This window comes from Dyadobacter crusticola DSM 16708 (assembly GCF_000701505.1).
GTDB lineage: Bacteria > Bacteroidota > Bacteroidia > Cytophagales > Spirosomataceae > Dyadobacter > Dyadobacter crusticola.
In genome coordinates this window covers 176046-190363 of record NZ_JNJB01000013.1, presented here as the reverse complement: position 1 = coordinate 190363, position 14318 = coordinate 176046, and the positions used below count along the sequence as shown (strand labels likewise).

Sequence of the window (14318 nt, the reverse complement as noted above, 5' to 3'; positions counted from 1 at the left end):
GCGGCGATGAAAAACTTCTTCCTATTCATATTTACGCTTCTGACTTTCTCCGCTTACGGACAAGTTCAACAGCTGACGCTCCCCGAGGTGGTGGATATTGCACGCGAGAACTCGATTGCTTCCAAGCAGGCTGCTACCCAGAAGAAAACGAATTACTGGCAGTACCGTTCTTTTCTCGCAGATTATAAGCCGCAGCTTAGTCTGAGTGGCACGATCCCGGGATTTACAAGAAGTTATATAGAAGTAGTGCAGCCCGATGGTACGATCCTGTTTCAGCCCGTTTCCAACAACAATGCATTGCTGGGATTGTCACTCAGCCAAAGTATCGCGCTCACCGGCGGCAAGGTTTACGTGCAGCAGCAAATGCAGCGATTTGATGATTTTGCAAGAAACACAACCCGGTATAATGGGGTACCTTTTGAGATAGGCATTGACCAGCCGCTTTTTAGATTCAACCCATTGAAATGGGACAGGAAGATCCAGCCGCTCAAATACCAGGAAGGCAACCAGCAGTTTGTACAATCCATGGAGCAGATTGCGCTGGATGCTACGGGCTACTATTTCGAGCTGCTGGTCGCGCAGGTCAATTTGCAGATTGCCGAGAAGAACAGGAGTAACAATGATACTTTGTACAAAATCGCGCAGCATAAACTGGAACTGGGTAAAATCTCGCAAAATGATCTTCTGCAACTTCAAATGGGTTTGCTCACAGCGCAAAAAGACCTGGCGTCTGCCCAGCAGGCCGCGGCTGTTGCCTCACTTAAATTGAAATTGTTTATGGGCTTGCGGGACGAACGTGCGATTGCATTGGGGATCCCGCTGGAAACAAAGGAGTTTGAAGTAGATACCCAGGTTGCGCTCGACGAAGCTTTTGCAAACCGATCAGCAGCAATCGGGTTCAGGAGGAAGCTTCTGGAAGCGGAGCGGGACGTGCAGTCTGCCCGCAAGGATAATGGCCTGAATGCGTCGCTGGTCGCCACTTTCGGATTATCGAACCAGGGCAGGGCGCCGGGTGATGTATATATCAGTCCGCAGGATCGTGAGTTCGTCGAATTGCAGCTGGTATTGCCGATCATGACGTGGGGCCGCAACAAAGCCAGGACGGAAGTAGCACGCGCAAACCAGGAATTTGCCCGACAATCGGTAGAGCAGGAAAAATTGACCTTTGAACAGGAAATATTCACGCAGGTAACCCTTTTACAAATGCTTCAAAAGCAGGTTAAACTCACCCGCCTCGCCGACGATATCGCCGCCGAAAGGTACCAGATCGCCAAAGAAAGATTCATCCTCAGCGACCTGAGCGTAACCGATCTCGGCATAGCCACACAGGAAAAAGACATCGCCCGAAGAGATTACGTGCTGGCACTAAGAGACTACTGGCAGTCCTATTATAGTTTGAGATTGTTAACATTATACGATTTTGAGAAAAAGGGGAAAATAGGGTATTAGGAGGAAAGGGAAGAAGGAGGAAGGGGACGAAGGGGAATATGAATGTTTACCGTTGGAAACCTGACCTATTTCAAAATCAATATTAATACCTTTCCTCCCTTCCTCCATCCTCCCTTTCCTCCAAAAAAATTCAATCATTCAATCATTAAAAAAAACCGCCATGATTAATCTTCAAAATGTTGAAAAAGTTTACCGGACCAGTTCCATTGAGACACTTGCTTTGAATAACATTAATATTCATGTCAAAAAAGGCGAGTTTGTGTCTATCATGGGGCCTTCCGGTTGTGGGAAAAGTACGCTGCTGAATATAATGGGCTTGCTCGATGAGCCTTCCAAGGGGCACATTGAAATTGACGGCAGCCGCGTCGAGCAGTATTCTGACAAAAACCTGGCCCAGCTTCGCAATCAGAAGTTAGGTTTCATTTTCCAGAGCTTTCACCTGATCAATGACCTCTCGGTGATAGATAACGTGGAAATTCCGCTGCTTTACAGGAACAGCTCTGGCAAAGAGCGCAGGGAACTGGCGCAGGAAGCACTTGAAAAAGTAGGATTAAGTAACAGGATGAAGCATTTTCCTAAACAGCTTTCCGGTGGACAAAAGCAGCGCGTCGCGATTGCAAGAGCAATTGTGGGTAAACCTGAAATCATCCTCGCCGATGAACCAACGGGAAACCTGGACAGTGTAATGGGCAATGAGATCCTGAGTATCCTTCAAAAGCTGAACAACGACGGCGCAACCATCGTCATGGTAACCCACGACGACGCCATGGCCAAAAAGACCCACCGCCTAATCCGCCTTTTCGACGGAACGCAAGTTGGATAGAATGGAGGAAGGGGAGAAAGGAGGAAAGGGACGAAGAGAAAAGGACAAAAGCCCATCTTCCATCCTCCATCCTCCTTTTCCTCCCAAAAATGTAAGATTTAACAACAAAGCACAATGTTAGCTAACTATATCAAAATCGCCTGGAAGGTTCTGCTGCGGCATCCTTTCTATACTTTTATCACGCTGTTCGGCATAAGTCTTACATTGACTGTGCTCATGGTACTGACCTCCTTTTTGGATCATGTATTGGGAACGCATTATCCCGAGGTGCGGCGCGACAGGTCGCTTTATATCGGGACTGTCATGCAAACGGATTCCACGATGAACACCATGTCGTCAGGACCGGCTAGTTTTGGTTTTTTGGTTAAACATGCGAAGTCCCTGAAATCAGCGGAGCGGGTCAGTATCTTTTCCAATTTCAGCTTTTCCAACACTTATGTGAATGGGAAGCGGATCAAGCTGAACACCAAATACACCGACGCTGATTTCTGGTATGTAACTGGTTTTGAGTTTCTGGAAGGCAAGCCTTATAACGAGACCAATATTGCAAATGGGGACCGTGTTGCCGTGATTACAGACGCATTGCGCGACCAGTATTTTGAGCAGGGTTCAGGATCTGTGGTTGGGCGTAATATTGAAATTGAAAACATAGTCTATAAAGTGATCGGCGTGGTAAGAGGCGGGCCTCCAACGCGGGTTTACACTTATTCGGATATTTACTTCCCCTATACTGCGCCCAAAAGCAACTATGAAAACAAGGGAATGCGCGGGCGATTCATCGCAATCGTACTCGCGAAAGACCGGGCCGACCTGCCTGCCATTCAATCAGAATTTGACAGCAATATCTCGCGTATTCCATTTGCAGAGATCCAGGACGGGCAGAAGTTTACCGTGCTGATCGTAAAAGCTGACAAGTACTTTGACCATTTTCTCAATACATTGGCAAGATCCGATTCACAGAAGCTGCTCTTTTACGCAGTCGTGACGCTGGTTCTTGTCATGTTCATGGGTTTGCCTGCTATCAACCTGGTGAATGTCAACGTGAGCAGGATACTCGAAAGAGCTTCCGAGATTGGTGTCAGAAAAGCTTTCGGCGCACCGTCCAAAGCATTGCTCTGGCAGTTTATCATTGAAAACGTCTTTATCACATTCATCGGCGGCACATTCGCATTAATCCTGTCTTTTGCAATAATCAAAATGATCAATGCCAGCGGCTGGATAGCCTACGCCGACCTGACGATCAACCTGCCCGTCTTTGTAATCAGCATTGCAGTCTGCCTAGTCTTCGGTCTACTCTCCGGAGTTCTCCCCGCATTCAGAATGTCAAAGCTGAGGATTGTGGAGGCTTTGAAGGGGTGATAGGGGGAGGAAGGAGGAACGGGAGGATGGAGGAAGGATTAAATGGAGTTTATAAGTCGATGAGTTTATGAGTTTTTAGATCGATCCTCCTATTACCAAATGTCATTCATCACAACATTCTTTTAATCACTCATTAACTCATAAACTCATTCAACGCACCGGCGACACGGTCATTCAACCATTCATCGCACCGGCGACCCGGCGGCCCGGAGTGCTCAGGGTGACAATCCCTTCGACTGCGCTCAGGGTGACAAAAATTTTATTCACTTATTCACTCATTCAATCATTCAACATTAAATATGCTCTCACATCTTTTCAAATTGATTTGGAACAAAAAAGGGGCTCATGCTTTGCTTATCGTGGAGATATGGGCTTCGTTCCTGGTTTTATTCGGCGTGCTTTCGCTGATTGTCTACAATGTTCGTAATTACATGAAGCCTATTGGTTTTGAGTATGAAAAAGTATGGGTTGTCGATTTGGCGAATAATCAGGATACGGTCAATGTTGCAGGTAAGCTGAACCGGATTTTGGAGCGGATCAGGACCTACCCGGAAGTGGAATCTGCGTCTAGGATGAGCAGTAACACACCGTTTTCGGCCAATCAGATGAGCAATTCGGTAAGCTATAAAAAGGTAAATGTCGGCAGCGATTTCTATTACAGCGATGCAGAATTGTCTAAAACCATCGACCTGCCCACTGTCCGGGGAAGGTGGTACCGCGAGGCTGATCTGGTTTCCAAGTTTGTTCCTGTGGTGATCAATCGCGCATTGGAAGACAAGCTGTTTCAGGATGAAGTGGGTGTGGGAAAAGTATTAGGCGGGCCCGACAAGTCTTCGTTCAAGGTAGTGGGGGTTGTGGAGCGTTTCAAGGCAAAAGGTGAATTCATGTCCGACAGCCCGGCTATGTTTCAGCTGATCAGAAAAGACGATGCCTGGAACTCCAACGTGCTCATCAAAACCAAACCAGGAACAGACGCGCATTTCGAAGCGAGGCTTGTGAAAGATATTGCCCTGATGGCGCCGGGGTGGGGGATAGAGGTGAGTTACCTGACAGAATCTCTGAAAAACAGGCATAATCTGACGCTCGTGCCGGTAATTATATTCCTGATCGTAAGCGGATTTTTGCTGACCAATGTAGCCCTCGGACTTTTTGGAATTTTAAACCTCAATATTGGTAAAAGAAGAAATGAGATAGGACTGAGGCGCGCAATGGGCGCGACCGAGGGAAAAGTAGCTGTTCAGTTTCTGGGCGAAATATGGGTACTCGCCAGTTTCAGTCTCATTCTTGGCCTCTTGTTTGCAGTCCAATTCCCGCTCATGCACGTTTTCGACCTCGACAATGAAGTATATATCACCGCGATCTTGGCCGCAATCGTAGTTATTTATATCATTGTAACCCTCTGCGCCTGGTTCCCCAGCAAACAAGCCGCAAGCATACACCCGGCGGTGGCGCTGCATGAGGAGTAATTTTGAATGATTGAATGAGTGAATGAGCGGTCGCCGTCGCGAAGAATGACCGGGTCGCCGGTGCGATGAACGAGTGAGTTAGTGAGTTAGTGAATATGCTGTTGTGGAACGGGCCGTGGGGATGGAGAATGTGCAGGTATTCCTGCACCAGCCCAGTAAGAACGCCAAAGTCCCTTCAGGGATTTAGGGCAAAAAGAAACCAGAAAAATGCTCCTGATAGTTGACGACGATATTGCAATTCGTACTTCTTTGACATTACTCCTTAAAAGCGAGGGGTTTGATGTGAAGGGTGTGGGTTTGCCGGAGGAGGTTTTTGAGGTTTTGCGCACAGTTTTGCCTGAGTTGATTTTGCTTGATCTTAATTTTTCAATTGAAACTTCGGGAAAGGAAGGAATGCAGTTGTTGCAGCGGATTAAGAAAAGTTACCCGGCTGTCCCGGTGATTCTGATAACAGGCTGGGGGACTATCGATCTGGCAGTGAGGGGTATGAAGGAAGGGGCCATCGATTTCATTACAAAACCCTGGCAAAATGATTACCTGCTACAATCGGTCCGTACGATCCTGAATCTTTCGCAGCAGGAGCAGAAATCCGAAACCCGGCGAAAGCTGGAACAGAAGTATCATCTCGAAAATATTGTCGGGCAAGATCCTAAGCTGCTGGAAATACTCTCCACTGTGGGAAGAGTCGCTGCTACCGATGCGCCGGTATTGATTACCGGTGAAAGTGGAACAGGAAAGGAGCTGATTGCAGAGGCGATTCATTCCAACAGTAAACGGAAGTCGCGTCCGTTTGTGAAGGTTAACCTGGGCGGGATTTCGTCCACCTTGTTCGAGAGCGAACTTTTTGGTCACGTCAGAGGCGCGTTTACGGATGCAAAGTCTGACCGGATCGGGCGATTTGAAATGGCCAATAAAGGGTCCATTTTTTTGGATGAAATCGGGGAGCTTGACTTGCCGAGCCAGGTAAAATTGCTGCGTGTTTTGCAGGAAAGAACATTTGAGCCGCTGGGAAGCAGTAAAAGCAGGACAGTGGACGTGCGCGTGATTTGTGCTACCAACCGTAACCTGGAAGAAATGGTCGCGCTCGGTACTTTCCGAGAAGACCTTTACTACCGCATCAACCTGATCACCGTGAAGCTGCCCGCACTCAGGGAGCGGCCCGACGACATTCCGCTGCTTTCCGAGTTTTTTGTGAATAATCTTAAAACCATTTACCAGCGCCCCGACCTGCAACTCAGTCAGGCTGCATTGAAGTGGCTGAAAACGCTACAACTCCAGGGAAATATTCGTCAGCTGAAAAATCTGGTCGAAAGGACTGTACTATTATCTCCGAAAGACACGCTGGATATAGCCGATTTTAAGAAAAACCTGTCTGCGGGAAGCCAGCCTGCTGCAGCGAAAAACCTGCCGGAAGTAGGCAGTATTACGCTGGAAGAAATGGAATACCAGATGATCAGTAAAGCAATGCAGTTTCATCAGAACAAGATCAGCAAAGTGGCGCGCTCGCTGGGTATTACCAGGTTTGCACTTTACCGCAGACTTGAAAAGTATGGCATATCCTTCGATCCCGACGAACAATGAAGCTATCGACCCGCGCCAAATACATTAGCTACATTGCGGTACTGCATTTGGTGTTAATCATTTTGGTTGCCAACCTGCTGTCTGCAAACAAGCCTGCGTTCATTGCTTCCGAGCTATTCCTGTTGTTGTCTGCCGCCGCATCCATTCAGTTGTACCGAAACTTTATGCAACCTATCCAATTTGTGAAATCCGGGATCGAGGCGATCAAGGATAAGGATTTTTCGATCAAGTTCGTGCCGACGGGCAAAGGTGAGATTGACACGCTCATTGAAGTTTACAACCTGATGATCGATCAGCTGCGGGAAGAGCGTACCCGCCTGCACGAGCAGCATTTCTTTTTGGAAAAGCTCATTGAAGCATCGCCGATCTCCATCGTTATTTTAGATTACGACGAACGGATCGATTCGCTGAACCACAAAGCACAGGAACAGTTTGGCCCGGTATCAGCTGAACTGCGGGGAAAAGCATTGAATGAAACAAGCCTGCCGCTGCTGCACGAGCTGGTGGATATGCAGGATGGAGACTCGCGTGTGGTGAAAACAAATGGCGTGGTGACGTTTAAGGTGCAACGCTCGCATTTCATGGATAAGGGTTTTAAAAGATCTTTTTTGATGATAGAGGAGCTGACGAATGAGCTGCTCGAATCTGAAAAGAACGCGTATGGAAAAGTGATCAGGATGATGGCGCATGAAGTGAATAATACGCTTGGCGCTACTGATTCTATCTTACAAACCACCCGAAATATCCTGACCGATCCGGATTTTACCGAACTCAAAGAGGCGCTTGGGGTCGCGTCGGAGCGGAACCGGCGGCTTACCCGCTTTATGCGCAATTTTGCCGATGTGGTCAGGCTACCTACGCCCAACCGTACACCTACCGACCTGTCTTTGCTGGTTCGCGATGTAAGTACATTCATGCAGGCAGCGGCTTCCGAGCAGCAGGTCGCCATTCAGCTTTACTTGCCGGATGAGCGTATTATTCAGAATGTTGACACTGGCCAGATGGAGCATGTTCTGGTGAATGTGATCAAGAATGGGATCGAGGCCTGCGTGCCTGGCAATGTGATCGAAGTCCATTTGACACAGTCGCTGCTGCTGATCAAAAACAATGGCGCTCCCATTGAGCATGAAGTGAATGCGAGTCTGTTTAATCCGTTTTTCAGTACCAAAAAAGACGGGCAGGGGATTGGCTTAACACTGACAAAGGAAATCCTGGTAAACCACGATTTTGGCTTCTCTCTCAAAACGGAAGAAGACGGCTGGACCGTTTTTCGGATTGAAATGGAGGGATGATCAATGCAACCCGACCTTTCAAAATCTCATTTCCTCCTTTAATTAAACGAATCTGGATTTCTGATCTTAGAAAATGCTTCTTGGACTTCCAACAAGTAAGCATTCTATCGGTTCATGAAAAGTAAGATCACGGGTGGCGAAACGGAGCTTCTGTTTTCAGCCAAGATACTTCAGAAGTACGATGTTAATTATTACCGATGTAAGGAAACGGGGTTCATTCAAACTGAGGAGCCTTACTGGCTGGATGAAGCTTATCAAAGTGCGATTACAAAACTGGATGTTGGCCTTGTCCGCAGAAACTGCAACCTGGCTTATCTGACAGAGAAGCTCCTGATCAAATTTTTTGACTACAATGAGCGCTTTCTGGATTACGCAGGAGGGTACGGGTTGTTTACGCGTATGATGCGGGATAAAGGTTTTAAGTTTTACCACACAGATCAATTTTGTGCTAACCTCTTCGCCGAGTACTTCGATTTGAATCAACTAACAGGAAATACTCAGTTCGAGCTTGTTACAGCCTTTGAGGTTTTTGAGCATTTGGTTGATCCATATCGGGAGATAAACGATATCCTTCAATTAGCCGATAACATTCTTTTCACTACCGAAATTCTCCCTGAGAACATTGACCGGATAGCAGACTGGTACTATATCTCAGGTGAGACAGGCCAACATATTTCGTTCTATACCATCGAAGCTTTACAATATCTGGCAAGGCAGTTTGGTTGCTATTTTTACACAAATGGCACTACAACTCATTTGTTCACAAAAAGATTTTTGGAAACCGACCCGTTTTTTACGCCCGTTGTGCGGGAACCGTTTTTACTTCGTAAAGCCAGGAAATATGTCAGAAGGAATGATGAAAAGGAGCGCATTGAAATGGAAAGCCTGATCGGTCATGACTGGCAATACATTAAGAATAAGCTCAACGGGCTATGAGCAGGTTAATGCCTTCTGACCTTTATCGCAAATGCATTTGCCGGGTTTCTAATGAGCAGCTGTGCAATATCTTTTTCGGAAAAACCTTTTTGATTCAAAGCGGGAACAAGCTGGTCAGAAATGACGGTGTATCCCCTGAACTTGCCTCCGTCCGGCTCGCCGGGTTGATACCAGCCTGCGTCGTGCGAGATCAGTACCTGGCTCAGCAGGCGCTTGGTTTTTAGATGATCAAGCAGGTTGGCCATTTGATCAATGTTCTTTTCATTTACTCCGTCCAAACTGATCCAGCAACCTGTTTTTCCCAACTCATCCATTTCTTCGTAGCTACCATTTGCATGTACCCAAACGAAAGCAGAGGGACTTACGCCGGTTTCTCGGAGAATCTCGATTTCCTGAGCAGCAGGAAGCGCCGGGCCTGTGTGTGAGCAGATGGTAAGTCCGGTTTTCAGGTGCGTCAATGCAGCTGCCTTGATCAATTTTTGGTGAAGCTCAGACAACGCGCCACTATTTACGCCTGTTTTGATAAATCCGGGTTTTACGGTTGTTCCTTCAATACCATTTTCAAATTCACTGATCCAACGAGCTGAAAGTTGCTCAGCCGTTTCTGTGAAGGCCCATTCGGGAAGGTATTTGTTATCAGACGCACCATAATAGCCGGTGTTTGTCAGAATTTGAAGGCCGGATTGTTCCGATAGTTTTTGCAAAAGCGTCACATCCCGCCCAAGGAATGCCGGGGTGCATTCTACAATACTCTTGAACCCGCGTTTTTTGATCTCGATTAAGTAAGGAAGTACTTTTTTGATAACCTGCTCATGCTCCCAACGGTCTGGTGAAATCTTATCAGCACCAATAAAGTCGACCAGAACATGCTCGTGAATGAGCGTCTTGCCAAGTTTATTTGGCTTGATCCTGCCTTGAACCGTATTGATATAAGCTTCTGCAAATTCAGGCACAGTGAAAAGGAGCACCGCAGCTGCCGAATTTCGAATGAATACCCTGCGTGAATGATCGGTTTCGCTACTTCGTCCCATTATTCAATAATGATAAATGGAGTCGGGCTGAATGAGATTACAAATATGATCAGGGCGCAAATTCCCAGGATGATCCGTGGCGTGTCGAGCGGCTCGTTCTGTTCGGTTTCGGGATGTTTGATTCCCAGGAATCGGCCCAGGATAAATACAAACGGCAAAAGGCCAGTCGAGCCCTGCAAATCGGGGCGCAGGTAGGATAATGCAAATTGAAGTACGACGATGATAAGGCTGCACATCAATGCAGTACTGAGATTGTCGAAAACCCTTTTGAAACAGATATAAAGCAGGTAAATGTAGAAAAACAGATACAGCAGCCGTCCGTAAAAAATCTCATCGCTGCCAGTCGCGAAAGACTCTGCGCGAAAGAGTCCAAGGCCAGCATAGAACGCAAATAGCCCGAACAGAATGGGCGCGACAACGTCGAATTTCTTTTTACCAATTAACCCGTAAAGAATGTGGCCGCCGTCAAGCTGACCGATTGGGATCAGGTTCAACGAGGTGAAAAACAATGCAAGGTATCCCGCAAGCAGGTAAGGATAATGCTGCATTTCGTAAGGGTGCGGCAGTCGTTCGGGATTGGCAACGTAAGTTTTGAATAGCCAGAAAAGAATGTTATCGCCCAGCACAAGGTTCCCGGAGGAATTTTCATAAACAAACTGCGGATAGCTGGATCCAAACCGCGCATATTCGGGATGTATCGTAAAGATGTAATCTACTGGCGGTAAGTGCGTGAATCCGTACCAGAGTACGGCCAGTGCCGCAATAAAGCCGGCCAATGGACCAGCAATGCCGATATCGAAGAATTTAAGCCGGGACTTTACAACAGAAGTAATGCGAATGAATGCACCCAGCGTGCCGATACTTTGCGAGATGCCAAACCACATCGGAATGTAATAAGGCAAGGTAACTTTGACCTGATGCGCCCTTCCTACAAAATAATGGCCGAACTCGTGAATGGTTAGAATGGCAAGAAACGGGATCGAAAAGTGGAAGCCTTGCTTGAATTGCTCCCAGCCCATTAACCGGGTTTCTGTTTCTGCGGATTTTGCAGCATCAACCCCGCCCAGAAACGCGAAGAAGTGGTAAACGAATGAAAATTTATTTCCGAAAATCCATTCAGCGCCGGCCAAAGTGGTCGTAATTACCGTCACAATGAAAAGTATCCCCTGAATCAGATAGGTGCGTGTACTAGACTGCATAATCTTTTAGATATTCCAGAATGGTGGTCGGCTTTTGAACGTGAATAGTACTAATACCCAGCTGAGCCGCACCCTGAATGTTGTCGTAGTTGTCGTCCAGGAAAAGTGTCTCCTCTGCTTTGATGCCGGCCTGATCAAGCACTTTCTGGTAAATGCGGGTATCCGGCTTCATGAGGCCCATTTCGTAGGAAAGAAAGACCGTTTCAAAGAGATCTTCCAGCCTGTCGACGCTCGTTGAAGCTTTCAGGATCTTGTTTACCTGAGTAATGTGAATGGAACTGGTGTTGCTCAGCAGGAAAATCCGATATTTTGTTGCTAGTTTTTTAAGCAGCTCCACGCGCTCGGGAGGCAGGTCAAGCAGCAGGCTGTTCCAGGCTGTATCTATTGCTTCGTCCGACAGGTCAGAGAAATCCAGAATTTTCCTCATGAAATCACGAAAACCCGCTTCGTCGAGCGAGCCTGTTTCGAAATGCCGGAAAATATCGTTATCCCTGAATATTTCCAGTATTTCGCTCTGTTCCCTTCCACTCAGTTCCGCAAACGATTTGGACGCAACGGGAACATCAATGTTTAAAATGACGTCACCTAAGTCGAAAATGATGTTCTTGATCTGCGGGTTTTTCATGCTGGTAGCGGTGAGCTGTTAGCGATTAGCTATTAGCCCTTAGTTTTTGATCTGTTCTTTATTTCTCAATTAAGTCGACGGCCAATAGCTAACGGGCTAACAGCTAGTAGCCAACTCCTACTCAACCACAACGCCCATTGCGCAGAATTTCTCGATGCGTTGGTCAATGCGGTCTTGTTCGGTAATGTTTGAAAGTTCTGATATATTTCCAAGAATCACTTCTTTCAGCTTTTCTGCCATCCAGTTGTGGTCCAGATGTGCGCCGCCGAGTGGTTCCGGGATAATTCCATCGATCAGGCCATTTTTCTTCATATCTCGGGCCGTGATTTTCATTGCTTCTGCTGCCTGCTCTTTGAAATCCCAGCTTCTCCAAAGGATAGCGGAGCAGTTTTCAGGAGAGATCACAGAATACCAGGTATTTTCCAGCATCAAAACACGGTCGCCGATCGCAATACCCAAGGCTCCGCCGGAAGCACCTTCACCGATTACAATACAAATCACCGGCACTTTCAGCATAAACATTTCTTTCAGGTTCCGCGCAATCGCTTCGCCTTGTCCGCGCTCCTCGGCTTCCATCCCTGGAAATGCACCCGGTGTGTCGATCAGGGTAACAATGGGCTTATTGAATTTCTCTGCCAACTTCATCAGGCGCAGAGCTTTGCGGTAACCTTCGGGATTCGGCATTCCAAAGTTCCTGTGTTGCCGCTGCTTGGTGTTACGGCCTTTTTGCTGACCAATGAGCATAAAAGACTGGCCGCCCACATTTGCAAGTCCGCCGATAATGGCCGGATCGTCGCGTACCTGGCGATCACCGTGCAATTCAATGAACTCATCGCAGATCAGCTCGATATAGTCGAGCGTGTAGGGGCGGTCCGGGTGACGTGAAAGCTGAACACGCTGCCAGCGCGTCAGGTTTTCAAAGATCTCTTTTCGAAGATTTGTGATATTGTTTTCCAATAAGGAAATGGCGTCCGAAAAATCCACATTGTTTTCTTGCGCCAATGTCTTCATTTCTTCGAGCTTACGTTCGAGCTCGGCCATAGGTTTTTCAAAATCCAGGTATGTTCTCATCTTTTAGGTTCTGGTTGGTCGGGGAAAAGCGTTTTCAGAGTTCGTAAGTGGTTCCCCTCACAGGTATTTCTACCGATTTATAGCCATTTTCTTGAATCTTGCTTTGGAATTCAGCCATACTTTGCTGCTCTCCATGAACCAGGAACACGCGTTTGAGCTTTTCCGGGTCTTGCATTTTTACAAATCGTAGCAGATCATTCTGATCTCCGTGGCCGCTAAATACGTCAATTTTTTCAATATTAGCCAAGACAGGCAATTGCTTTCCGCGGATCGAGATTGTCTCCTGTCCATTAAGCAGCCGCCAGCCCAATGTGCCTTCGGAAGCATAGCCGATCATCAGGATTGTAGCGTATGGATTACCGATATTAGCTTCCACGTGCTGCTCCACCCGGCCGCCTTGCACCATTCCCGATGAAGAAATGATAATGCAGGGTTCATTGTAGTTGGATACTGCTCTGCTTGCGTCTGCACTTTCCAGATATATCAGGTTCTCAAAATCGAAAAGCATATCGTTATCCTCCTGAAAATTACGTGCCTCCTTGTTCAGCATTCTCACATGCTTCTGGTACACTTTCGTGCTGCTGTGCGCAAGCGGGCTGTCAGAAAATACTTTGATAAACGGGAAAGACTTATCCAGATACAGCTGATTGAGCGTGTACAGCAATGCCTGCGTGCGACCAACGCTGAACGAAGGGATAATAAGCCGGCCCGGAATATCAATGCAGGTACGTCTGATCACATCTGCCAGCGCATCCACCGGTGTACCGGTATTTTCATGCAGCCGGTTTCCATAAGTAGATTCGCAGATCAGATAATCCACCTGCGGAACTTCCTGCGGATCGATCAGCAATGGATAGTTTTTGCGGCCGATATCTCCTGAAAAGCAAAGCCGCTTTTTTTCTCCGTTTTCGTAAACTTCAAGGACGATGTGCGCCGCTCCCAGTAAATGTCCCGCCGGGTAAAAAGTGACAGTCACGTTATCTGCAATGCGGTAGCGGTTACCAAAAGCGACCGGCACGAAGTTGTCCATTGCTTCCATTACGTGCTTTTCAACATAATAGTCTTTTGGTACCTCTTTTTTCTTGCCGCGCTTTTTAGAAGCTCCCTGGCGCGCATTGAGGCGTTTCTGGTGCAGGTTGGCGGCATCTTTCAGCAGCAGTGACGTGAGCGCCATTGTGGGCTCCGTACACACAACCCTGCCTTCAAAACCCTCCTTATATAGATTAGGAATGTTGCCTGAGTGATCAATGTGAGCGTGTGTTAAAAGTACTGTATTAATGAGGCTTGGTTCAAACGGAAAGACACCTTTTTGCTCTTCATATCTGTTTTTCCTGCCAATCTCATCCAGATCAAAATCCGAGCCGCAGTCAATCAAAATCCGGTAGTCGTCAGATTCCAGCAGGAACATGCTTCCGGTCACTTGTTGTGCAGCTCCCCAGAATGTCAATTTCATATAAAAATGGGGTGAAAACCTAATTTGGTTTCA

General features: G+C 47.2%; 12 protein-coding genes. 7 read left to right on the top strand and 5 right to left on the bottom strand.

The window, feature by feature from the left end; all coding sequences use genetic code 11:
- Window positions 1–6 precede the first annotated feature (6 nt).
- The 7 genes from Q369_RS0118020 (at window position 7) to Q369_RS0117990 (ending at window position 8906) form a co-directional block, all read left to right on the top strand.
- Window positions 7–1449, top strand: coding sequence for a TolC family protein (locus tag Q369_RS0118020; protein WP_035333680.1), 1443 nt, complete (start codon window positions 7–9; stop codon window positions 1447–1449).
- Window positions 1450–1609: 160 nt separating this feature from the next.
- Complete coding sequence (locus Q369_RS0118015) at window positions 1610–2272, top strand: ABC transporter ATP-binding protein (protein WP_031529178.1); 663 nt, start codon at window positions 1610–1612, stop codon at window positions 2270–2272.
- A gap of 114 nt (window positions 2273–2386) precedes the next feature.
- A complete protein-coding gene (locus tag Q369_RS0118010; protein ID WP_031529177.1) occupies window positions 2387–3631 on the top strand; it encodes an ABC transporter permease in 1245 nt (414 codons plus the stop codon).
- Window positions 3632–3930: 299 nt separating this feature from the next.
- Window positions 3931–5097 (top strand): ABC transporter permease, encoded by a 1167-nt coding sequence (locus Q369_RS0118005; protein ID WP_031529176.1) that lies wholly within the window; start codon window positions 3931–3933, stop codon window positions 5095–5097.
- A gap of 207 nt (window positions 5098–5304) precedes the next feature.
- Window positions 5305–6678 (top strand): sigma-54-dependent transcriptional regulator, encoded by a 1374-nt coding sequence (locus tag Q369_RS0118000; RefSeq protein WP_031529175.1) that lies wholly within the window; start codon window positions 5305–5307, stop codon window positions 6676–6678.
- The gene (locus tag Q369_RS0117995) at window positions 6675–7970 is read left to right on the top strand and encodes a sensor histidine kinase (protein WP_031529174.1); all 1296 of its coding nucleotides are present in this window, start codon (window positions 6675–6677) and stop codon (window positions 7968–7970) included. Before Q369_RS0118000 ends, Q369_RS0117995 begins: the two co-directional genes overlap by 4 nt.
- A gap of 114 nt (window positions 7971–8084) precedes the next feature.
- Window positions 8085–8906: a class I SAM-dependent methyltransferase gene (locus Q369_RS0117990; RefSeq protein WP_051664131.1), complete on the top strand. Its 822-nt coding sequence runs from the start codon at window positions 8085–8087 to the stop codon at window positions 8904–8906.
- Window positions 8907–8911: 5 nt separating this feature from the next.
- Here Q369_RS0117990 and Q369_RS0117985 read toward each other — a convergent pair whose 3' ends face one another.
- From Q369_RS0117985 to Q369_RS0117965, 5 genes are all read right to left on the bottom strand, one after another.
- Window positions 8912–9937 carry a phosphotriesterase family protein gene (locus Q369_RS0117985; protein WP_031529172.1) on the bottom strand — a complete coding sequence of 342 codons (1026 nt, stop codon included), beginning with the start codon at window positions 9935–9937 and terminating at the stop codon, window positions 8912–8914.
- The gene (locus Q369_RS0117980; RefSeq protein ID WP_031529171.1) at window positions 9937–11136 is read right to left on the bottom strand and encodes a site-2 protease family protein; all 1200 of its coding nucleotides are present in this window, start codon (window positions 11134–11136) and stop codon (window positions 9937–9939) included. Before Q369_RS0117980 ends, Q369_RS0117985 begins: the two co-directional genes overlap by 1 nt.
- Window positions 11126–11761, bottom strand: coding sequence for an HAD family hydrolase (locus Q369_RS0117975; protein ID WP_031529170.1), 636 nt, complete (start codon window positions 11759–11761; stop codon window positions 11126–11128). Before Q369_RS0117975 ends, Q369_RS0117980 begins: the two co-directional genes overlap by 11 nt.
- Window positions 11762–11878: 117 nt before the next feature.
- Window positions 11879–12832, bottom strand: a complete 954-nt coding sequence (locus Q369_RS0117970) for an acetyl-CoA carboxylase carboxyltransferase subunit alpha (protein WP_031529169.1) — start codon at window positions 12830–12832, stop codon at window positions 11879–11881.
- A gap of 34 nt (window positions 12833–12866) precedes the next feature.
- Window positions 12867–14285, bottom strand: coding sequence for an MBL fold metallo-hydrolase RNA specificity domain-containing protein (locus Q369_RS0117965; protein ID WP_031529168.1), 1419 nt, complete (start codon window positions 14283–14285; stop codon window positions 12867–12869).
- Window positions 14286–14318: the final 33 nt, after the last annotated feature.